Consider the following 21,339-nt stretch of genomic DNA (forward strand, 5'->3'; position numbering starts at 1 on the left):
ACCCGGTTAAGGCAGCGGAACCCGCGCTATTTTTTTGAGAAATTGCTAACCATAGCGCGTGTTTCGCTCAGAGCTGCGAAGCGACGCGCGGAACAATCGGCAGGTATGGGGAGTTGAATAACTCTTCACGCTCGAAGCGGCTGCCGGTCTTTGTCAGACGCACAAGGCGGCATTCGGTTTCGGAAATCATCAACGGCGCGATCATCGACCCGCCAGAGACCAGCTGGTCGGCGTAGAAGCGCGGCATATTTTCGAAAGCCGCCGTCACCAGAATGCGGTCGAATGTACCCTCGCCCTGCAGACCGGCACTGCCATCCGCCTGACGGATGATGACATTGCGGATGCCGAGCGTCTCAAGGCGTTTCTGGGCGTTCGTTGTCAGGGTCTTGTAACGGTCGATACTGAGCACGCGCTCGGCCATGCGGGCGATGACTGCGGTCATGAAACCGCTGCCGGTGCCGACTTCAAGCACACGCTGGCCGGGCTTGACCTTCAATTGATGCAAAACGCGAACGGCGAAATCGACGCCTTCGAGGAAGGAGCCGCATTCGATCGGAATGGTGCGGCTGGAATAGGCCTGCTCGGAAAATTGCGGCGGCACGAACAGCGATCGTGGCGCCTGCTCGACCGCAGTCAGCAGGTCGAGATCGGACACGCCTTCAGCCCGCAGCCGTAAAACGAGTGCCGCAAACTCTTCCTTCTCCACCAGACGTGACGTCAATGCGATTTACTCCGTACCCGAAAGCGCCCGCGCTACGCGGTCCTGTACGGAATAATCAGTCAGATCCAGTTTCAAAGGCGTTACCGAAATCTTTCGATTCTTGAGTGCGTTGACATCCGTACCCTCGACAAAGGCACCGGCGCGCTCGCCAAACTTCAGCCAGTAGTAGGGAAAGCCGCGGCCATCGGCACGGGCATCGACGTCGAGATTGAAGGCAAGCTTGCCCTGCGCCGTCACTTCCGTTCCCTCGACCTCTTCAGGCGCGCAGTTCGGGAAGTTCAGATTGAGGAAAGTGCCCTCGGGCAGATCGATCGACATCAGCTTACCCAGAAGCGCCGGGGCATGGGTCTCGCAGACCTCCCAGGGGAGGATGCGCTGGTCACCCTCGCGGATATAGGCCTGGCTCAGCGCAAACGAGCGCACGCCCTGCATGGTGCCCTCGATGGCGCCGGCAATGGTGCCGGAATAGGTGACGTCGTCGGCGACGTTCGAGCCGGCATTGACGCCTGACAGAACGAGATCAGGCTTGAGGTCCATCACCTGCTTGATGCCCATGATCACGCAATCGGTCGGCGTGCCGCGCAGGGCGAAGTGCTTGTCGGAGATCTTGCGCAGGCGCAGCGGCTCCGACAGGCTCAGCGAATGGGCAAGGCCGCTCTGGTCGGTTTCGGGCGCGACGATCCAGACGTCGTCGGAGAGCGTGCGCGCAATCCGCTCCAGCGCCGCAAGGCCTTCCGCGTGAATGCCGTCGTCGTTGGTGAGCAGAATGCGCATGGTTTCAAGCCGCCCGTTCGATTTTCGTGAGACCGCCCATATAAGGCAGCAGAACGTCCGGGATCGTCACCGAGCCGTCCTCGTTCAGATAGTTTTCCAGAACCGCGATCAGGCAGCGGCCGACAGCGGTACCGGAGCCGTTCAGCGTGTGAACGAACTTCGTCGCCTTGTCTTCCTTGCCGCGGTAGCGGCTGTTCATGCGCCGCGCCTGGAAATCGCCGCAGACCGAGCAGGACGAGATTTCGCGGTAGGTGTCCTGTCCGGGCAGCCAGACCTCGAGATCGTAGGTCTTGCGCGAGCCGAAGCCCATGTCGCCGGTGCAGAGCGTCAGCGTACGGAAATGCAGGCCAAGACGCTTCAGCACTTCCTCGGCGCAGGCAGTCATGCGCTCGTGCTCGGCGATCGAGCTTTCAGCGTCGGTGATCGAGACGAGCTCACACTTCCAGAACTGGTGCTGGCGCAGCATGCCGCGGGTGTCGCGACCGGCCGATCCTGCTTCCGAGCGGAACGACGGCGTCAGCGCGGTGAAGCGCAGCGGCAGCTTTTCCTGATCGAGGATTTCTTCGCGCACGAGGTTGGTGAGCGTGACTTCAGCGGTCGGGATCAGATAACGGCCATCGGTCGTCTTGAAGAGGTCTTCTTCGAACTTCGGCAGGTTGCCGGTCCCGAACAGCGCCTCGGCGCGCACCATCAGGGGTGAGCTGACTTCGGTATAGCCGTGCTCGCTGGTGTGCAGGTCGATCATGAACTGGCCAAGCGCACGTTCGAGACGTGCAAGCGGACCTGTCAGCACCGTGAAGCGCGAACCGGAGAGCTTGGCTGCCGTTTCAAAACTCATGTAGCCGAGCGCTTCGCCGATTTCGAAGTGTTCCTTCGGCGCATGGTTCCAGCGCGGCTTCTCGCCGCTCATGCGTGTTACGACATTGTCGTGCTCGTCCTTGCCGACGGGAACATCGTCATGCGGGATGTTCGGAATGCGCGACAGCGCGTCGGTCAGCTGTTCGGAAAGCGTGCGATCATCTTCTTCGGCAGCCGGCATCAGCACCTTGAGATCGGCGACCTCGGCCTTCAGCTTTTCGGCAAGCGCGGCGTTCTTCTGCGCCATCGCCGCACCGATCTCCTTGGAGGCGGTGTTGCGGCGGGACTGCATGTCCTGGACCTTCTGGACGGCTGCGCGGCGCTTTTCGTCAAGCGCGATCAGGCTTTCGGACAAAGGCTCAGCACCACGCTTGGCAAGTGCCGCGTCGAGGGCTTCGGGATTCTCACGGATCCATTTGATATCGAGCATCGTCGTTCCAGGTCGTTGCAAAAGGGATGACCCGGCCAAAGCCTGACCGGGCCTCGACCGGATATTCGAAAACGTTCATCGAGGGATTTTAGTGATCGCTCAGACGTTGTCCGTCTTGGCAACGTCTGCGGACCCATCAGCCTCTTTGACCGCTTCGCTGGCGCGCTTGCGTTCCACGAGTCGTGCCGCGTAGATGGCAATCTCGTAGAGAATGATAGTCGGCAGCGCAAGACCGATCTGGGACATCGGATCGGGCGGCGTCAGGACGGCTGCGACGACAAAGGCCAGCACGATCGCGAACTTGCGCTTCTCGCGCAGCCATTGTGACGTCAGCAGGCCGACGCGGGCCAGGAGCGTGGTGATCACGGGGAGCTGGAACACCAGGCCGAAGGAAAACACCAGCGTCATGATGAGGCTGAGATATTCCGAGACCTTCGGCATCAGCGAAATGGCGATATCGCCCTCGCCAGGCGCCTGCTGCATGGTCAGGAAGAACCACATGACCATCGGCGTGAAGAAGAAGTAGACGAGAGCCGCGCCCATCAGAAACAGGATCGGCGAGGCAATCAGGAACGGCAGGAAGGCGGAGCGCTCGTTCTTGTAGAGGCCGGGAGCCACGAACTTGTAGATCTGCGCGGCAATGATCGGAAAGGCGATCACCAGGCCGCCGAACATCGCGACCTTCACCTGGGTAAAGAAGAATTCCTGGGGTGCTGTGTAGATCAGCTGGGCCTTGGACACATCGAGATGCGCCCACTGGACCGCCCATTTATACGGGTAGACCAGAACGTTGAAGAGATGCTTGGCAACGACGAAGCAACCGATGAAGGCAACGAAGAACGCACCGATCGCCCACATCAGCCGCGTGCGCAGCTCCATCAGGTGCTCGATCAAGGGCTGCGGCTTGTCTTCTATATCACCGCTCATGCTTCATCTTTCTTTTTCTTCGCTGCCGGCTTCTTCGGAGCGGCGATCGTCTCGGTTGCCACGAGCGTCGGCGTTTCGACAGCGGCAGGCTTTGCAGGCGCTGACTGTGCAGGCACTGGCTTGGCCGTTGCGGCCTTCACGCCGGCGGGCTTGGCGGAGGCGACCTTGGGCGTCGCAGGCTTGGCTGCAGCGCGCTTGGGTTTCTCGGCCGGTGCCGGGGTCACAGCAATCGCAGCAACGGCGTCTGCCTTATCGGCGGCCTTGGCGCGCGGCTTGCGAGCAGCCTTGGCCTTTTCAGCAACCGGCGTGCCTGGCATGACAGCGGAAACAGCAGGCTCCGGTGTCGGCGGCGCCATGACTGGCGGCGTTTCCGATAGGCTCATCGCAGGAACCGGGGCCTCCATGACAGCAGGCGGCACTTCGGTCTTGGTTTCAACCGAGGTCGATCTCTGCAGATCGGCCTTGATGTCGTTGCCCATCTGCCGAAGCGGGTTCATCGCCTCGCGCAGCGAGTTGACGGGGTTGAGCTTCTGCGCGTCACTCAATGTCTGGCGCACATCGTCGAGGTCGGCTTCGCGAAGCGCCTCGTCGAACTGGGCGCGGAACTCGCCAGCGACCTTTTTGGCACGCTGCGTCATCTTGCCGAAGGCGCGAAGCATCGGCGGCAGATCCTTGGGACCGACCACAACAATCAATACGACCGCGATGACAAGCAGCTCGGTCCAGCCAATATCGAACATTCAAGGCTCCTGAACGGGAAACGCGGGGGCTGCGCTGCCCGGACGTGATTACTTCGTTTCGTCGGCCTTGTGATCGACGGTCTTGCCAACTGGCGTGGTGGTGGTGGTCGTCGCCTCAGGAGCATCGTCTTCGGTGATGCCCTTCTTGAAGCTCTTGATGCCCTTGGCAACATCGCCCATCAGTTCCGGAATCTTGCCACGACCGAAGAGCAACAGCACGATGACCAGAACGATCAGCCAGTGCCACATGCTAAAAGAACCCATTACGCTAACTCCCTGTTGTGATGTCTATTGATGTAAGAATGCCCAACACCAAATCCAACATCTAAATTCCCCTTGGATTGACGCTTAATGTCACGGGTTTGACCGTTGTGACAAGTCATCCCGCAATCGAAAAGTCGTGATCAGCATTGTTTTCGCTTGGAGTGGCGAAACAAAGACACGGAACTACTATTCATCCGACGCGCCGCCCGGCGCCAGAAGGCCCAGTTCCTCCAGATCCATCTGCGTGATCGGATCCTCGTCCTCAGTCAATTCGTCGCTCATCAGCGGCGACGGGATGTTGAAATTCGCCGGAATGCGGCCGGACAGCAGCCCTGCCCCCTTCAACTCTTCCAGACCCGGCAGGTCACGCAGCTCCTCCAGACCAAAATGATCGAGGAAGTCGCGGGTGGTGCCGAGCGTCACGGGGCGTCCCGGTGTGCGTCGGCGGCCACGGAAACGGACCCAGCCCGCCTCCATCAGCACGTCCAGCGTACCACGCGAGGTCTGCACGCCTCTGATGTCTTCGATCTCGGCGCGCGTCACCGGCTGGTGATAGGCAATGATCGCCAGCACTTCGAGCGCTGCGCGCGACAGCTTGCGGACTTCGTTCTCATCGCGGCGAATGACGAAAGACAGGTCGGCGGCGGTGCGGAACGCCCAGGCATCGTCGACCTTGATCAGATTGACGCCACGGTGGGCATATTGCTCCTGCAGGCGCAGCATGATGGCATGAACGTCGAACGCTCTCGGCAGGCGATCCGCGATGAAGCCTTCGGACACCGGCTGAGCCGAGGCAAATACCAGCGCCTCGGCAATGCGGGTGGCTTCGGTCTCGTCGCGCAGATCTTCGTCTGCCGTCGGTTCCTCGTCGCGCTCGATGTCGTCGTCTTCCAGATCGCTCAAGCCGGCAGCTCCTGTTCGACCACCTGCAGTGTCGCGTGGTTTGGGCCGCGCCGCATATAGATCGGTTCGAACACACCTTCCTGGCGAATCTCGATCTTGCCTTCGCGCACCAGCTCGAGGGAAGCGGCAAAGGCGCTGGCAATCGCCGTCACCCTCTCTTCCGGCGAAACCATATAGGCAAGCAGATGCTGCTCAAGCGCCGTCCAATCGACCACCTCGCCGATCAGGCGGGTCAACAGTTCACGCGCGTCGGTTAGCGACCAGACGGTACGGCGCGCGATGGTGACCTGGGTGACAGCCTGGCGCTGACGCAGCGATGCATAGGCGGTCAGCAGGTCATAGAGGCTGGCGTCATAGGCAGACTGCCTGCGATCGGGGATATGCTCCGGGGCGCCACGGGCGAGAACATCCCGGCCAAGACGGTTGCGATTGACAAGGCCGCCAGCCGCCTCGCGCATCGCTTCCAGGCGCTTCAGGCGGAATGCCAGCGATGCGGCCATCTCCTCGCCGGAAGGACCGTCGTCCTTGGCCTGCTGCGGAATGAGCAGGCGTGATTTGAGATAGGCAAGCCATGCCGCCATGACGAGGTAGTCGGCTGCAAGCTCGATGCGGATGCGGCGGGCGCTGTCGATGAACAGCAGATACTGTTCGGCCAGTGCCAGCACCGAGATGCGCGACAGATCGACTTTCTGGGTGCGGGCGAGATGAAGCAGCAGATCGAGCGGGCCTTCGAAGCCGGCGACATCGATCAGCAATGCCGGATCATTGGAGGCGCGCTCGGCGCCTGTATCCTGCCACAGCTTGTCCATCGGCGTTCCCGCCTGATGTGGCCGATCCTGAGCCTTTATCGTGTTCACCCCGTCTTGTTCCTTTCGCGATCAGACCGTCGCAAACATCGCATCGAATTCGGCCCTGATGGCAGCCTCGTCGGCGGCGTCAGGCATTGGGAAGCCCTGCTCCACACGCCTTGCGCGTTCCAGCGGCTTGCCCTGCAGCAGCGGCACGTTGGCAACGACCTGCTGCATCTCGTCCATATGTCCATTGCAATGCAGCACGATATCGCAGCCGCCCGCAATGATATTTGCGGCTCGCTCGCCGATTGTCCCCGCCAAAGCGTTCATCGAGCTGTCATCCGACAGCAACAGGCCGGTAAAACCGATCTGTTCGCGAATGATGCCGTCGATGACCTTGCGCGACGTGGTCGCCGGATTGTCCGGATCGATCGCCGTGAAGACCAGATGGCAGGTCATCGCCATCAGCTCGTCCTTCATGGCGATGAAGGGCGGAAAATCGTGGGCTTCGAGCTCTTCGCGCGAGACGGTGACGACCGGCAGTTCGTGGTGGGAATCGGCAAAACCGCGACCGTGGCCCGGCATATGCTTCATGACAGACAGCACGCCGCCAGCCTTCAGGCCCTCGGACGCCGCCATGCCCATTTCGGTGACGGTCACCGGATCGGCGCCATAGGCGCGGTTGCCGATGACGTTGCTGCTGCCTTCGACGGGCACGTCGAGAACGGGCAGGCAATCGACGTTGATGCCGAACCTCGAGAGATCGAAAGCATGCAGGCGCGACATCAGCCAGGCGGCGCGCTTGCCCCTGCCCTTGTCCTGGCGATAGAGATCGCCGAGCTGCTGGCCTGAGGGATAGTGCTGCAGGATCGGCGGGCGGATGCGCTGAACGCGACCCCCCTCCTGATCGATCAGCACCGGCGCATGCCAGCCGACGCTCTCGCGCATTTCGGCAACAAGATCGGTGATCTGCTGCGGCTCGGAAATATTGCGGCCGAAGAGAATGAAGCCCCAGGGGCGCTCGGCCCTGTAGAAGGCCTTTTCTTCGGGCGTCAGGGACAGGCCGCTACAGCCCAGGATCATTGCTTTTGATTCGGTCATACCCGAATCATAGAGGCGCCCCGGCGAAATGCGAGCAGCGTCAATTGCCATTCACAAAAAAGAAGTGCGGGCACAAAAAAGAAGTGCGGGCACAAAAAAGAGCGGCGGACATTGTGCCCGCCGCTCTCGGATCGATTGGTCTTCGAAGCTTACTTCGAGATCAGGCAGGAGCCACCGGCAGAGCGATACTTTTCGCAGATCGCCGCAGCTTCATCCTTGGAGCTTGCCGGGATACGGACACGATAAAAGGTGCCCTTGCCTGCAATGTCGGCCTTGCGGATTTCGTAGGAACGACCGCTCAGCACGCCCGCGAACTTCTTCGACAGGCTGGCATAGGACTTCTTGGCTTCGGCTTCGGACGGCAGCGAGGCGATCTGGACGCCATAGCCGCCCGCAGCGGCTGTCGTCGGCTGTGCCTGCGTTGCCGCCGGTGAGACCGCAGCCACTTCCTTCGATGCCTGCGGTACTTTCGGTGTCTGTGCAGCAGGTGCCAGTGGTGCGGCAGCCGTCGGACGAGCGGCCGGAACCGGAGCGGTGTCGGTCTTGGTGCTGGTCACGGCTCTGACCGGCGGGTTGACGCTTTCAGGCGTTGCCGCGGCGGCCTTCGCAAGGACGTTTTCGGACGCCTGCTGCGGCGAAGGCGTAGTGCCCTCCACCGGTGTCGATCGAATGTCGGCCGATGCCAACTGTTCGATCGTCGGTGCTGCTGCAGATCCTGCCGTAATCTTCTGCGTCTGAACCGAGGTCGGCTTCGGCAGCGAAGACGCTGCAGCTTCCGGTGCCGGCTCGTCGCGGGCGACGAGCGTGCCGTCCGGCCTGACGATCATGGTACGAACCTTGCGGGCCGAGACCGATGGCGAGCGATCAGCGTCCGACGTGTCGGCAACGGCCGTATCATTCGCGGTGTTGGTCGGCAGCAAGCGCGGGTCCTGGGTATCGCCAACCGGCGTTGCCATGGATGGCATCGGCGCATCATTGTCTTCGGGAAGCGTTTCCGGGGTCAGCGTGCGCTGGACAACGTCAACAGGCTGCTCATCGCTCGAGACCAGCGCCTTCTGCTTCGGTGCTTCGGCGGCGGCGCCACCAACGCTGTCGTAGACAGCCTTGTCCTGGTTCGGAACCGTCTTGCCGCCCGGATTTTCCGGAACGACCTTGACCGGGTCCTTGTCTGCAACGATGACGCGCGGCTCGCCGGAGGCAATGCCGAGGCCGCCATCGCGGGCCAGGAACGAATAACCGGCAGAGGCAACACCGCCCAGAATGACGACGGCAACAGCGCCGGCCAGCATGCGCTTCATCGAGCGGGCACGGCTCATGTCCTCGGCATCGCTCGCCGACTGGATCTGAACTTCGGACACCGTCTCGCGACGCTGCTGCACGGGCTCGTTGACGCTGCGGCGGAAATCTTCTTCCAGCGCGCGCTCGAACTCATCGAAGCTCTGGGCCTGCGGCTGCGACGGCTGCTGCATGGAAACAGCTGCGGTCGACGCCACGGCGGCCTGGCTGCGCGCACGCCATTCCTCGGCGGATGGCTTTGCCGATGCTTCGGCAGGCTTGGCAGGCGCCAGCAGATTGGCGATTTCAGAATCGACGTCGAAATCGAAGTCGGACATGGCGGCAACCGGCTCATGCTTTTCGACCGGCGGCAGCGTCGGGACATGCATCTCGACGGCTTCCATCTGATATTCGGCGTCCGAGATCATCGACGGGTCGAAAGGAAGCTCTTCTGCCGTGTCGCCGACGAACGCCGGCGCCCTGTAGGCCGGGGCCGCAGGTGCGGCGACAGCAACGGGCTCCGGCGACCGGTAGACCGGTGCTGGCGCCTGATGGACAGGGGCTTGATAGACAGGGGCCTGATACACTGGCGCTGGCGTCGGACGCGGAGCCGGCTCAGGCTGGTAAGCTGCGGGCTGATAGGTGACGGCAGCAGGTATTACTGGCTTCGGTTGTTCGATCTCCTGCGCGACGACAGGCTCAACGAAATCGAGGTCTGCGAGCTCAAGCTCGATACCTTCGAGGTCCAGTTCGAAATCATGGCCCGCAAACGGGTCTTCCGCCTCGGGCGCTGCCTTGGCGACGACCGGCTGCGGCTCAGGCACATACAGGGGCGCGGCAACGGCGACGGGTGCCTCCGGCACGTAGGCCGGAGCAGATGGCTCCGCTGGCACAGGTGCGGGCTCGCGTCCGGCAACGGGATACTGCGACACGTCTGCGAGCAGATCATCGATATCGAAGGCGATATCGTCGAATTCTGGCACAGCTTCGGTCAGAGCCGCATCAGCCTTGATGTCACCGTCTTTTGCAGCAGCCGCCAGATCGAAAGCGCTGTGATCGACGGTCGGGTCAGCGACCGGCTCCACGACTGGTGCTTCGGCGACGAAAGCCGGCTCATGACGATCGATCTCGGCCGGGAAGCTGGCAGCGGCTGGCATCTCGAACTCGACCTCAGGCTGAGGCAAAAGCAGTTCGGCGGCAGCCACAGCAACCGGCTCCGGCACCGGTGCAGCAGCAACAGGCTGGTCGCGGCGCGAAGGATGGAAATTGGCGATCGGCAACCGGATGCTTGCGGCGGACCACTGCGGCGCCTTTGCAGGCTGCAACGGCGCCGGTGCGGCGCTGATGGACAGCTCAAGCTCCTCGATCAGGTCGCGGGCACCGCCGGAGACGGGCTCGGCAGGCCTGGAAACGCCCGACGCCCAATCGCTTGACGGCAGAATGGAGCTGGCGTCGTGCTGCTCGGCAGCAGGCGCCCGATAATCGACGGCCTGCTCCGGAACAACGGGTGCTTCGTACTGGACAGCTTCGACTTCGTAGTGAGGCGTGGCTTCGTGATGCGGCTCTGGCTCGGCGTAAGCAACGGGTTCCGGCTCAGCGTAAGAGACCGGCTCCACGAATGCCGCCTCCACCGGATGATCGACGATCGCCGGCGCAGTCGGAGCGTCGTAACGCTCGAACTCGCGCAGCAATTCGTCTTCCAGATTGAAAGCCGGCTCCTGCCGTGGCGCCGTATCGACAGTATTTGCCGCTACGCGAGGCTCGAAGCCGACGATACGTGCAAGTTCTGCAAGGGGATCGTCGTCAGCGAAGAGGTTCGCATTGTCACGCGTATCATACGCTCGCTGTTTATCTGCCATACTCATCCACTCGCAAATGCAAAGGTTTCGTGCCAGCGCATTGTGGGTAAATGGTGACGCCTACCGCATCTCTTCCGGCGCTGCCGTCCCTGCAATGGCAAGACCCGACTTCAAAACGGACGCAACGGCGTACACCAGCCCTAGTCTGGTAATACTCGATTCTCGGCTCTTATCGTTAATAAATCGTAAGTCTACCTGATCCTTGCCCTTATTCCAATGCGCGTGGAATGAGCTGGCCAGATCGTAGAGGTAGAACGCGACGCGATGCGGCTCCTGCGACTGGGCAGCAGCATCGACCAGCCGCGGGAACTCGGCAACCTTGGCAATCAGCTGCAATTCAGCCGGATCCGAGATGCCGGAGGCTGCCTTGGCAAGGGCCTGCGGCGACACGTCCAGGTTGGGGAACGCTTCTTTCGCCTGGCGGAATACCGACATGCAACGCGCATGCGCATACTGTACGTAGAACACCGGATTATCTTTCGATTGCTCCGTTACTTTGGCAAAATCGAAGTCTAACGGCTCGGAACTCTTCCGATATAGCATCATGAACCGCACCGAATCGCGACCCACCTCTTCGACTACGTCACGCAGCGTGACGAAGTCGCCGGAGCGCTTCGACATCTTGACCGGTTCGCCGTCGCGGAACAGCTTGACGAGCTGGCACAACAGAACGGTAAGCTTTGCCTTGCCTTCCGAGACGCCCCGCGCAACCGCTTCCAGGCGCTTGACGTAGCCGCCATGATCGGCGCCGAGCACGTAGATCATCTCGTTGAAGCCGCGGTCGTACTTGTTCTTGAAGTAGGCAACGTCGGCGGCGAAATAGGTGTAGGAGCCGTCGGACTTGATCAGCGGACGATCCATGTCGTCGCCGACCTCCGTCGAGCGGAACAGCGTCTGCTCGCGATCTTCCCAATCTTCCGGCAACTGGCCCTTCGGGGGCGGCAACGTGCCCTTGTAGACGTGGCCCTTGAAGGTCAGGTCGTTGATCGCCGTACGGATGGCGGCAGCGCCGTTGGCGTGCAGCGTGCGCTCTGAGAAGAAGACATCGTGATGGACATTGAGGGCATCCAGATCCTCGCGGATCATCACCATCATGGCATCGATGGTCCGATCCTTGACGATCGGCATCCACTGATCCTCGGGCATATTGTGCAGCCGGACGCCGTAGTCACGCGCCAGTGACTCGCCGACTGGAACGAGATAGTCGCCGGGATAGAGGCCGGCCGGGATGTCGCCGATCTTTTCGCCCAGCGCTTCGCGGTAACGCAGGAACACCGAACGCGCCAGCACGTCGATCTGCGAGCCGGCGTCGTTGATGTAGTATTCCTTGACCACGTCGAAACCGGCAAAGGACAATAGGTTGGCCAGTGCGTCGCCGACAACGGCGCCACGGCAATGGCCGACATGCATCGGGCCGGTCGGATTGGCCGAGACGTATTCGACGTTGACCTTGCGGCCGGAGCCGAGCGTCGAACGGCCGTAATCAGTGCCGCTTTCGATCATCGAGGCGAGCAGACGCTGCCAGTAGCCGACGGCAATCTTGAGGTTGATGAAGCCCGGGCCGGCAACCGAGACGTCGGCAACGTCAGGGTCTTCCTTGAGCTTTGCAGCGATAATGTCGGCCAGCGCCCGCGGGTTGGTGCCCAACGGCTTTGCCAGCACCATGGCGGCATTGGTGGCGACATCGCCATGGCTCGGATCGCGCGGCGGTTCGATGGCGATGCGGTCGAAATCAAGCTCGGATCGCTTTTCCTTGACCAGATCAATCTGTTCAAGGGCGGTTTTAATCCTGGCTTCGAAATCGGTAAAAAGGTTCATCGCACTCTTCCATGCATATGCTGTGCCACACGGCATTGTCCCGGCCTATGCCGAGCGACCGCTGCCTAGCGCAAATCCGGAGTCTGGTCAAACAATCGCCTGTGGGCACTGATTGCGTATGTATCGGTCATGCCTGCGAGATAATCGCCAACGTGGCGCGCCTTGGGCGCTTCGGCAAGGCCGGCAATGTGATCGACCCAGTAGTGGCTCTGCATCTCTTTCGGGTTGACCATGTAGGCTCCGAACAGATCGGTGACGATCTGGGCTGCACCAGCGCGGATGCGCATGATCTCGGGATGGCGATAGATACGCTTGAACAGCATCGCCTTGATCTGCTTGTCGGTTTCGGCCATCGCCTCGGAGAACGTCGCAATCACGCGGCTGGCATGCCTGACGTCATCAGCACTCTGCGGCTTGACCTCGGACAGACGCTCCTGCGCCACCGAAATGACGTCCTCCACCATGCGGGTGATCTGCCGGCGCATGATCTCGTGGGTGAAGCGGCTGGCTTCCAGACCGGGATAGCGCGCCCTCACCTCTTCCATCAAGCCGGCCAGGAACGGGATTTCCTCCAGCATCTCAAAGGTCAGGTAGCCGGAGCGCAGACCGTCGTCGATGTCATGGGTATTATAGGCAATGTCGTCGGCGATCGCCGCCACCTGGGCTTCGAGGCTGGCGAAGGTGACAAGCTCAAGGTCATGGATCTCGCAATAGTCGAGGATGGGCTGCGGCACGGGGCCGTGCGTTCCGACTCCATCCTTCGTGAGCAGCGGACCGTTGTGCTTGACCAGCCCCTCGAGGCTCTCCCATGTCAGGTTGATACCGTCGAATTCGGCATAGCGACGTTCCAGCTTGGTGACGATGCGCAGCGACTGGGCGTTGTGATCGAAGCCGCCATAGGGCAGCAGCATTTCGTGCAGCGCATCCTCGCCGGTGTGGCCGAAGGGCGTGTGGCCGAAATCGTGGACCAGCGCCACGCCTTCCGCCAGATCCTCATCGAGCTTCAGGGCTCTCGCCAGCGCGCGGGCGATTTGTGCCACTTCGATCGTGTGGGTCAGGCGGGTGCGATAGTGATCGCCGTCCTGGGCAATGAAAACCTGCGTCTTGTGCTTCAGGCGACGGAAGGCGGTCGTGTGGACGATGCGGTCGCGGTCACGCTGGAAGTCTGAGCGGGTCGGGCTGGAATTTTCGGGGTAGAGCCGGCCACGCGTGGTCCACGGGTCAGCCGCATAGATCGCCCTGTCGCTGTTGCCGAAGCCTAATGCACGCCTATCGATCGTCATTCTTCACCGTCACTCATCATGTCGCGGCAGCTGCCCATTGACGCCGCTATCTGCTCTTCATACCTATAGAGAGCGTAAACGGCAAAGAGACGACATTTCATCCGCTTTGCCGAAAGCCGCCTTGTCGTGATATAAGGCGCAAGTGCCTTTGAAAACAGCCGCTTGTATTGATGGCTGGACAACTATTCTCTCCGGATCTTGACCCCGGCAGGAGCAGATATGACTGAACCAAGTGTAACCCTTTCCGACGCGGCGGCAAAACGAATCGCGGCGATCGTCGGCACCGACCCCGGCAAGAGCGCGCTCCGCGTGTCCGTCGAAGGCGGCGGCTGTTCGGGATTTTCCTACAAGTTCGACCTGACCGACGGCGTGCAGGACGATGATGTGATCGTCGAAAAGCATGACGCCAAGGTGCTGATCGACAGCATGTCGCTGATCTACATGGCCGGATCGGAGATCGATTTCGTCGACAACCTTCTCGGCCAGTCGTTCCAGATCAAGAACCCCAACGCGGTCGCCAGCTGCGGCTGCGGCACCAGCTTCTCGATCTAAACCCCACCCGCTCGTCTATCCACATCGAACCGGCCGAAGATTAGCTTCCGGCCGGTTTATCGTCTTGTCGCGCCTTCAAAGAGCGCGGTAGAAGAAGGCGTCAAAGCGGAACGGGATATTGCCATGAAGATCGCGACCTGGAACATCAACGGCGTCAAGGCGCGCATCGACAATCTCACGCAATGGCTGAAGGATTCCAGCCCTGACATTGCCTGCCTACAGGAGATCAAGTCGGTCGATGAGGGTTTTCCGCGGCTGGAGATCGAGGCCCTCGGCTACCATGTGGAAACGCATGGACAGAAGGGCTTCAACGGCGTTGCGATCCTGTCGAAGACCAAGCCCGACGAAGTGACCCGGGGGCTGCCCGGCGATCCGCTCGACGAGCAATCCCGCTTTATCGAGGCGGTGTTTTCGATCCCCGGCAACCGCGTGGTGCGGGTCTGCTGCCTCTATCTGCCGAACGGCAACCCCATCGATACCGAGAAATACACCTACAAGCTCGCCTGGATGGAGCGGCTGCGCAAATTTGCGGCCGAGCGCCTTGCCTTTGAGGAAATCCTCATTCTCGCCGGCGACTACAATGTCATTCCCGAGCCGCATGACTGCTTCGACCCCAAGGTCTGGGAGAACGACGCGTTGTTCCTGCCGCAGACGCGCCAGGCCTTTCGCCGTCTGGAGAGCCTGGGGCTGACGGACGCCGTGCGCGCCACGACGGATGCGGTTCCTGCCTACACATTCTGGGACTATCAGGCCGGCGCATGGCCGAAGAACAACGGCATTCGCATCGACCACCTGATGCTGTCGCCGGAGGCTGTCGACAAGATGACCTCGACCGCGATCGAAAAGCATGTGCGTGCGTGGGAAAAGCCGTCTGACCACGTGCCCGTGGTTGCCTATTTCGACTTCGCGGCCTGACCGAACCCGATCGATGTCGGGTCCCACGGGACTGCGACATCGGTTCTCAATCGGTGTTGCTGGTGCCGATCTTGTGCGACAGCGTGACCGCGCTGCGGCGATCACTTTCGCTGGCCACGGAAAACGCCTGCTCCTGCAGCGATTCCATCCAGTTGCAATCCTTCGGCTTGCAGCGATCGAGCGCTGCCGTCATCAGCGCCAGACCATTGGCCGACTGACCTTCCTGGAACAGGATATTGCCGAACACGGCCATGGCGCCGGGGTGGCCGGCCTTACGGGCCTGGTTCAACCACTTCTTTGCCTGCTGCGTGCTGGTGGCGCCGCCATCGCCGGCAAGCATCATCTGTGCCAGCTGGAATTGCGCTTCCGGTATGCCGAACGTGGAAGCCACCTGGAAATAGAGCTGGCGCGCCTGGTTCAGATCCGTCTTCACCGGGCTGCCGGGAATACCGTGCTTGTAGTAGCTTGCCAGAGACAGCAGCGCGTTGACGAAGAAGCCCGTGTCTTCGGAGCCTGGCTCGACGCCCTGCTGCGCGATCTCGCTGTAAATCTTGAAAGCTTCGAAATCATCCTGGGCAACGCCGTCGCCATCCGCATACATGTTCGCAAGAGCCCAGCGCGAACCGGTGTGGCCCTTTTCCGCGGCGTATTTATAGGCTTCGACAGCCTCTTCCTTCTGGCCGTTCTTGTAGGCCTTGAAACCGAACTTGAAGAGGTCGAAGGGACCGGATTCCTTGCTGACGCCCGACTTGATGTCGAACGCGCCCGCCGGACAGCTGATCGCCGCAAAGCAAGCGACGGAAAGCCCCATAAGCATCAATCTGAAAGGTCTGAACTCAAACGTCAGCATTTCACTCGATTTCTTTCGTTTCCACCCATGCGAGCCGTTGTGGACATCCTGTCCCTGCGGCCCGCAGATAAAATCCCTTCGGCGAGCGATCCCGCGGTGAGTTCAAAGACCCCTTTGCCCGCGTCGCATCCAGCCTTTTGCTCTCCTGGGAAAGCAGTCATTCCAAGCGCATCGAACTCCACCACCCGCTTGCCGGCGCGGCTTGTCTGCGATGCTATCCGTCTCATTGCTGCGAACCCGCGGAGCGGCTTTTCGCCTTCAGAAAATACGTAGTCACCAATTGTGACAAAAGCCGAGCGAACGTTACCGAAAGCCTTTCCAGGCATCCGCATCAGCAGCGAAAGTGAAGAGAATGAAAGGCTTGAGAACGCTACGTTCAAACGACGTCTTTCGGCTGAAACACCCTGCAACAAAGGCGAAACCAGCGAAGCAGCACCAATACTGCCGCCCCCAAAGTCCGTCTTTTCTACACCCAACGAAAAACGACCCATCTTACTCTTTTACACGCACCTTACGCCTGCCATTCCCTTGCCCGAGGTTACCGCTGCGCCTAGTTTGTGGCGGGAAATGGACAAATTGCCTCACAGCTGATCGTACGCGAACACTGGAAAAAAACTGTTGCTGAATCGTCACAAAATGACACGTGGCGAGAGCATGCTTAACGCCACCAAGGCAAAGAAAAGCCCGGCATTTCGCCAGGCTTTTCACTTGTGCTGATCTTGGCGTTTCAGAACTTGACCTTGATGCTGGTGGAGATGGCCGCCACCAGATCATTGCCGAAGTCGTAGGATACGTCGTCACCGTAGGTTACGCCGTTTTGTGTCACAACGCCCGAAGAGCCGCTGGTCAGGATGCCGACCGCACCGGCCAGGCGCCATTCGATATTTTCGGTGGGGCTATAGGCAGCGCCAACGCCAAGCAGCCAGGTATCCGTCTGCGAACCGTAACCATGGCTGGTGCCGCGGTCCCAAGTGACGCTGACGGCGCCGCTCCACTGATCATTGAACTTGTGACCGATACCGCCGGTGACGGTCCAGCCATCCTGATAGAGCAGATCCAGAGAGGTCAGCTGGTTCTTCGAGGTGCAGCTGGTGCCACGAGTCGCGGTCGGACACAGGGCGATCGACTGCAGCACGCTCCAATTCGTCCACTTGACCGAGCCGAAGGCCAGCCAATCCGGGGCTATGCCGCTCTGCAATTTCAACTCGAGCGAATCTGGCGCTTCCGCTGCCCCGTAAACGTTGGTGACCTTGCCGCTGTATGGCGCAGCACCGATCGGTGCCTGGGTCAGGTCCACGGTGCCCGTCAAGTTGTCGTATTTGACGCGGCTGTTATAGACGAGGCTTGCGCGCAGGCCGTATTCGGGGATCTCATAGGCCACGCCAGCGCGCCAACCCCAGGCGCTGTCTTCCAGATCAAGCCGGCCGATACCGGTGTAGGCAGCAAGCGCGGGATTGAGGGCCCCCATCACTGCTGGCGCCAACACAAGCCGCTCCTTGGAACCTTCAATCTCCTGATAGAAACCGCCGCCGATCAGGCGCAGTTGTCCAGGACCGACGTCGAACTTGTAGGAGCAGGTGCCACCGTAGTTGCGGCTCGTGACCTTCGTCTCGATGTTGTTCTGGGCACCAACCCAGTTGGCGCCTGGATTTGTATGGGCACCGAAAGGCTCGGAATAATCGACCAAGCAATCGACGTCCCCGAATCCAGCCTTGATGCCGCCATACGGAATTGCGTAGTTCTCGGTCTCATCCGCCGTGGTTGTCCCACCACCGATACCGTTGCTGCCACGTCCGTCGGTCGCGTCAGTGTCCTTCGCATTCTTCAATTTCCGCTGCGGAATGAAATAGATCACCCCTGACTGAATCGAGAACTGCGATGCATCGAACAGCTGATCGATATTGTAGCCGCCACGATCGAGGCCACCTGCGAAGGCCGGCTGGACGAGCGTTGAAAGCGTAACAAGCGGCAGGGATGCTGCCAAAAACTTACGAGATGCCAATGTGTCTCCCCCACTGAGGCAATTGCGATGGCGGGACTGTGACGACGAGAAGTTAAAATGGCAACTTCGTGAAGGGGTGCGATTGAAAAGTGAGCTAACGGATGATTTACGTAAAATATTGACGGACACGTCAATATTTTACGGGTTTAGAAAAAGAATCTACGACTCCCACGAAAAACGGCGAATGGGAGCGCGATATTTCTATGAGATCACGTCTCTGTAACCTTGAAACAACAGTCCAAATTTTCGCCGGTGTGCCGTGAAAAATCTGTGACATCACCGAAAACAACCATTTCGACGACCCAATTTTGCTCCAAAACACCTTAGATGCGATCACGGACCTAAAAAAGGCGCCTGATTCCTCATCAGGCGCCTTGGAATTTAATACTACCAAGCGTTGATCTTATTCCGCTTCGGCTACACGCGAGAGCGCCGTTCGAAGGCTCGCAAGCTGGTTCGTCAGCTCTTCGAGACGATCGCGCTCGGCCGCAACGACCTCGGGATTGGCATTGGCAACGAACTTTTCGTTCGACAGCTTACCGTTGATCCTGTCCATTTCAGCCTGTGCCTTGGCAATCGCCTTCTCGAGACGGGCCTTTTCCGCACCGAGATCGATCAGCGTCCCGAGCGGCAGGCAAGCCGTGGCTTCGCCGGCGATGATCTGCGCAGCACCCTTCGGCGCCTGGGCTGCGAGCGAGATGCCATCGACACGCGCCAGCCGCTTGATGGCGGCGTCGTGGCGTGCCACACGCTCACGCGTCAGGCTGTTGGCATTGACGAGAACGAGCGGCGCCAGTGCCGCAGGCGGCACGTTCATCTCGGAGCGAACCGAGCGTATGCCGGAGACAAGGTCGATCAGCCAGTTGATTTCGTCGGCAGCCGCATCATCGGCATAGGACGGCGACGGCCAATCGGCGTGGCAGACAAGTCCATCGCGCTCTGTGCCTTCGGCTGCCGTGTGCGCCCATAGCTCTTCGGTCATGAACGGCATGAAGGGATGCAGCAGCTTGTAGATCTCTTCGAGAACATAAGCGACGCAGGCCTGAGCCTCCTTCTTGGCGCCCTCGTCCGTGCCGATAAAGATCGGCTTCAGCAATTCGAGGTACCAGTCACAGACCTGGTTCCAGACGAAACGATAGAGCAGGCTGGCGGCATCGTTGAAACGATAGGCTTCGATCGCTTCGGTGACGTCGCGCTCCGTCCGTGCGAGTTCGGTCAGGATCCAACGGTTGACCGTGAGTTCGGCGGCTTCCGGAATGAAGTGCGGGTCGTTGGTGACACCGTTCATCTCGGCAAAACGCGTCGCGTTCCAGAGCTTGGTGCCAAAGTTGCGGTAGCCGGCGATGCGCGACGGATCGAGCTTCACGTCACGGCCCTGCGCCGCCATGATCGCCAGCGTGAAGCGTAGCGCGTCGGCACCGTATTCTTCGATCAGGTCCAGCGGATCGATGACGTTGCCCTTGGACTTCGACATCTTCTGGCCGTTCTTGTCGCGAACCAGCGCGTGAACGTAGACCGTGTTGAACGGCTCCACCGGAACGCCGTCTTCGTCCTTCATGAAGTGAAGGCCCATCATCATCATGCGGGCAACCCAGAAGAAGATGATGTCGAAGCCGGTGACCAGGACATTCGTCGGATAGTAGCGTGCCAGTTCCGGTGTGTTGTCAGGCCAGCCGAGCGTCGAGAATGGCCACAGCGCCGACGAGAACCAGGTGTCCAGCACGTCCTCGTCGCGCGTCAGGATTTCGCCGGGCTGGAAGTTCTCCAGCTTTTCCTCGACCCAGGCCTTCCATGGACCTTCGTGCGAGAGGTAATGCTGAATGGCAGCCTGCAGCGCCTCTTCCTCGGTCTTCTCGACGAAGACCTGACCATCGGGGCCGTACCATGCCGGGATCTGGTGTCCCCACCAGAGCTGGCGGGAAATGCACCACGGCTGGATGTTTTCCATCCACTCGTAATAGGTCTTGTCCCAGTTCTTCGGAACGAAGTTGGTACGACCTTCGCGAACCGAGGCGATCGCCGGTTCGGCGAGTGTCTTTGCATCGACATACCATTGCTCGGTCAGGCGCGGCTCGATCGGCACGCCGCCACGGTCGCCATGCGGGACCATGTGCTTGTGCGGCTCGATCTTGTCGAGCAGACCGGCTTCCTCGAAGATCTCGACGATCATCTTGCGGGCGGTGAAACGGTCCTGGCCTTCGAGACGATCCCAGGCGCCGTGCAGGGCTGCCGGGTTGTCGAGGCCTTCGAGGAAGTCCTCGTTTTCCTTGATGGTGATGGTGCCATCGATGTTGAGGATATTGATGGCGCGCAAGCCGGTGCGCTTGCCGACGTCGAAGTCGTTGAAATCATGCGCGGGCGTGAGCTTGACGGCGCCGGTTCCCGTGCTCGGGTCGGCATAGCTGTCAGCAACAACAGGAATACGGCGTCCGACGATCGGCAGGATGACATGCTTGCCGATGATGCCCTTATAGCGCTCATCGTCAGGATTGACCGCAATACCGGTGTCGCCGAGCATGGTTTCCGGGCGGGTGGTGGCGACGACCAGATAGTCGCGGGTTTCCCATTCCGTCGGCTTGCCGTCTTCGTCGAAAGCGACGGGATGCTCGTAGGTGACGCCCTTTTCCAGCGGGTAGCGCAGATGCCAGAGATTGCCCTTGACCTCGATCTGCTCGACTTCGAGATCGGAAATCGCGGTCAGCAGCTTCGGGTCCCAGTTGACCAGGCGCTTGTCCTTGTAGATCAGGCTCTGCTTGTAGAGGGTGACGAAGACTTCGAGAACGGCCTCAGACAGGCCCTCGTCCATGGTGAAGCGCTCGCGCGACCAGTCACAGGAGGCGCCGAGGCGCTTCAACTGGTTGAAGATCAGGCCGCCGGACTCGTTCTTCCACTCCCAGACCTTGTCGATGAAGGCTTCGCGGCCCATCTCGCGACGGCCCGGCAGCTGCTGTTCCATCAGCTTGCGCTCGACAACCATCTGCGTGGCGATGCCGGCGTGGTCCATGCCGGGCTGCCACAGCACGTCCTTGCCGCGCATGCGCTCGAAGCGGACCATGATGTCCTGCAACGTGTTGTTCAGCGCGTGGCCCATGTGCAGCGAGCCCGTCACGTTCGGCGGCGGAATGACGATGGTGAAGCTGTCTGCGCCCGGCTTGGCATTGGCGCCCGCGCGGAAAGCATCCGCCTCATCCCATTTCGCGGCGATTTTCGGTTCAACAGCGGTGGAATCGTAGGTCTTTTCGAGCATTTGGGGACCAGATCTGGAGGTTTTATGAT

General features: G+C 60.6%; 17 protein-coding genes and 1 pseudogene. 2 read left to right on the plus strand and 16 right to left on the minus strand.

The genetic code is table 11. The features are described 5' to 3' along the window. Positions 1-67 precede the first annotated feature (67 nt). The 12 genes and pseudogenes from GVL52_RS04910 to GVL52_RS04965 all read right to left on the minus strand — a co-directional run bounded on the left by GVL52_RS04910 (position 68) and on the right by GVL52_RS04965 (position 13,744). Complete coding sequence (locus GVL52_RS04910; protein ID WP_160004424.1) at positions 68-721, minus strand: protein-L-isoaspartate(D-aspartate) O-methyltransferase; 654 nt, start codon at positions 719-721, stop codon at positions 68-70. Positions 722-727: 6 nt separating this feature from the next. Beyond that, a complete protein-coding gene (gene surE / locus GVL52_RS04915) occupies positions 728-1,495 on the minus strand; it encodes a 5'/3'-nucleotidase SurE (RefSeq protein WP_160004426.1) in 768 nt (255 codons plus the stop codon). A gap of 4 nt (positions 1,496-1,499) precedes the next feature. After that, positions 1,500-2,783 (minus strand): serine--tRNA ligase, encoded by a 1,284-nt coding sequence (gene serS, locus GVL52_RS04920; RefSeq protein ID WP_160004428.1) that lies wholly within the window; start codon positions 2,781-2,783, stop codon positions 1,500-1,502. 99 nt (positions 2,784-2,882) lie between these two features. Next, positions 2,883-3,710, minus strand: coding sequence for a twin-arginine translocase subunit TatC (gene tatC / locus GVL52_RS04925; RefSeq protein ID WP_160004430.1), 828 nt, complete (start codon positions 3,708-3,710; stop codon positions 2,883-2,885). 164 nt (positions 3,711-3,874) lie between these two features. Further along, positions 3,875-4,450 (minus strand): annotated as a pseudogene (gene tatB / locus GVL52_RS04930) (Sec-independent protein translocase protein TatB); the annotation flags it as partial. Between the two features lie 48 nt (positions 4,451-4,498). Continuing rightward, positions 4,499-4,714 (minus strand): twin-arginine translocase TatA/TatE family subunit, encoded by a 216-nt coding sequence (locus GVL52_RS04935; protein ID WP_160004434.1) that lies wholly within the window; start codon positions 4,712-4,714, stop codon positions 4,499-4,501. Between the two features lie 186 nt (positions 4,715-4,900). Continuing rightward, positions 4,901-5,617, minus strand: coding sequence for an SMC-Scp complex subunit ScpB (gene scpB / locus GVL52_RS04940; RefSeq protein WP_160004436.1), 717 nt, complete (start codon positions 5,615-5,617; stop codon positions 4,901-4,903). Then, the gene (locus GVL52_RS04945; RefSeq protein ID WP_160004438.1) at positions 5,614-6,474 is read right to left on the minus strand and encodes a ScpA family protein; all 861 of its coding nucleotides are present in this window, start codon (positions 6,472-6,474) and stop codon (positions 5,614-5,616) included. The genes scpB and GVL52_RS04945 overlap by 4 nt, the downstream gene beginning before the upstream one ends. 21 nt (positions 6,475-6,495) lie before the next feature. Continuing rightward, the gene (gene nagZ / locus GVL52_RS04950) at positions 6,496-7,509 is read right to left on the minus strand and encodes a beta-N-acetylhexosaminidase (RefSeq protein ID WP_160004440.1); all 1,014 of its coding nucleotides are present in this window, start codon (positions 7,507-7,509) and stop codon (positions 6,496-6,498) included. Between the two features lie 149 nt (positions 7,510-7,658). Next, positions 7,659-10,643, minus strand: a complete 2,985-nt coding sequence (locus GVL52_RS04955; protein WP_160004442.1) for an SPOR domain-containing protein — start codon at positions 10,641-10,643, stop codon at positions 7,659-7,661. 60 nt (positions 10,644-10,703) lie between these two features. Beyond that, positions 10,704-12,461, minus strand: a complete 1,758-nt coding sequence (gene argS, locus GVL52_RS04960; protein WP_160004444.1) for an arginine--tRNA ligase — start codon at positions 12,459-12,461, stop codon at positions 10,704-10,706. Between the two features lie 65 nt (positions 12,462-12,526). Next, the gene (locus GVL52_RS04965; RefSeq protein WP_160004446.1) at positions 12,527-13,744 is read right to left on the minus strand and encodes a deoxyguanosinetriphosphate triphosphohydrolase; all 1,218 of its coding nucleotides are present in this window, start codon (positions 13,742-13,744) and stop codon (positions 12,527-12,529) included. A gap of 219 nt (positions 13,745-13,963) precedes the next feature. Here GVL52_RS04965 and erpA point away from each other — a divergent pair, with 219 nt between their 5' ends. Then, positions 13,964-14,296 (plus strand): iron-sulfur cluster insertion protein ErpA, encoded by a 333-nt coding sequence (erpA, locus tag GVL52_RS04970; RefSeq protein WP_160004448.1) that lies wholly within the window; start codon positions 13,964-13,966, stop codon positions 14,294-14,296. A gap of 123 nt (positions 14,297-14,419) precedes the next feature. Then, entirely contained in the window at positions 14,420-15,211 is a 792-nt protein-coding gene (gene xth, locus GVL52_RS04975; RefSeq protein WP_160004450.1) for an exodeoxyribonuclease III, read from the plus strand. Between the two features lie 46 nt (positions 15,212-15,257). Here the strand turns inward: xth and exoR are convergent, their stop codons facing one another. From exoR to GVL52_RS04995, 4 genes are all read right to left on the minus strand, one after another. Continuing rightward, entirely contained in the window at positions 15,258-16,061 is an 804-nt protein-coding gene (gene exoR / locus GVL52_RS04980; RefSeq protein WP_160004452.1) for an exopolysaccharide production regulator ExoR, read from the minus strand. Further along, positions 16,055-16,552 (minus strand): hypothetical protein, encoded by a 498-nt coding sequence (locus tag GVL52_RS04985; RefSeq protein WP_160004454.1) that lies wholly within the window; start codon positions 16,550-16,552, stop codon positions 16,055-16,057. Before GVL52_RS04985 ends, exoR begins: the two co-directional genes overlap by 7 nt. Positions 16,553-16,788: 236 nt before the next feature. Continuing rightward, positions 16,789-18,063 (minus strand): OmpP1/FadL family transporter, encoded by a 1,275-nt coding sequence (locus GVL52_RS04990; RefSeq protein ID WP_160004456.1) that lies wholly within the window; start codon positions 18,061-18,063, stop codon positions 16,789-16,791. Positions 18,064-18,466: 403 nt separating this feature from the next. Beyond that, the gene (locus GVL52_RS04995; RefSeq protein ID WP_160004458.1) at positions 18,467-21,310 is read right to left on the minus strand and encodes a valine--tRNA ligase; all 2,844 of its coding nucleotides are present in this window, start codon (positions 21,308-21,310) and stop codon (positions 18,467-18,469) included. Between the last annotated feature and the right edge of the window lie 29 nt (positions 21,311-21,339).

Origin of the sequence: Rhizobium sp. 18055, assembly GCF_902706285.1 — a bacterium.
Classification (GTDB): domain Bacteria; phylum Pseudomonadota; class Alphaproteobacteria; order Rhizobiales; family Rhizobiaceae; genus Rhizobium.

What these genes read in the sequence shown, in the direction of transcription:
- surE (WP_160004426.1), bottom strand. Translation starts at nt 1,495, where the DNA reads ATGCGCATTCTGCTCACCAACGACGACGGCATTCACGCGGAAGGCCTT.
- serS (WP_160004428.1), bottom strand. Translation starts at nt 2,783, where the DNA reads ATGCTCGATATCAAATGGATCCGTGAGAATCCCGAAGCCCTCGACGCG.
- tatC (WP_160004430.1), bottom strand. Translation starts at nt 3,710, where the DNA reads ATGAGCGGTGATATAGAAGACAAGCCGCAGCCCTTGATCGAGCACCTG.
- GVL52_RS04935 (WP_160004434.1), bottom strand. Translation starts at nt 4,714, where the DNA reads ATGGGTTCTTTTAGCATGTGGCACTGGCTGATCGTTCTGGTCATCGTG.
- nagZ (WP_160004440.1), bottom strand. Translation starts at nt 7,509, where the DNA reads ATGACCGAATCAAAAGCAATGATCCTGGGCTGTAGCGGCCTGTCCCTG.
- GVL52_RS04955 (WP_160004442.1), bottom strand. Translation starts at nt 10,643, where the DNA reads ATGGCAGATAAACAGCGAGCGTATGATACGCGTGACAATGCGAACCTC.
- argS (WP_160004444.1), bottom strand. Translation starts at nt 12,461, where the DNA reads ATGAACCTTTTTACCGATTTCGAAGCCAGGATTAAAACCGCCCTTGAA.
- GVL52_RS04965 (WP_160004446.1), bottom strand. Translation starts at nt 13,744, where the DNA reads ATGACGATCGATAGGCGTGCATTAGGCTTCGGCAACAGCGACAGGGCG.
- erpA (WP_160004448.1), top strand. Translation starts at nt 13,964, where the DNA reads ATGACTGAACCAAGTGTAACCCTTTCCGACGCGGCGGCAAAACGAATC.
- xth (WP_160004450.1), top strand. Translation starts at nt 14,420, where the DNA reads ATGAAGATCGCGACCTGGAACATCAACGGCGTCAAGGCGCGCATCGAC.
- exoR (WP_160004452.1), bottom strand. Translation starts at nt 16,061, where the DNA reads ATGCTGACGTTTGAGTTCAGACCTTTCAGATTGATGCTTATGGGGCTT.
- GVL52_RS04985 (WP_160004454.1), bottom strand. Translation starts at nt 16,552, where the DNA reads ATGGGTCGTTTTTCGTTGGGTGTAGAAAAGACGGACTTTGGGGGCGGC.
- GVL52_RS04995 (WP_160004458.1), bottom strand. Translation starts at nt 21,310, where the DNA reads ATGCTCGAAAAGACCTACGATTCCACCGCTGTTGAACCGAAAATCGCC.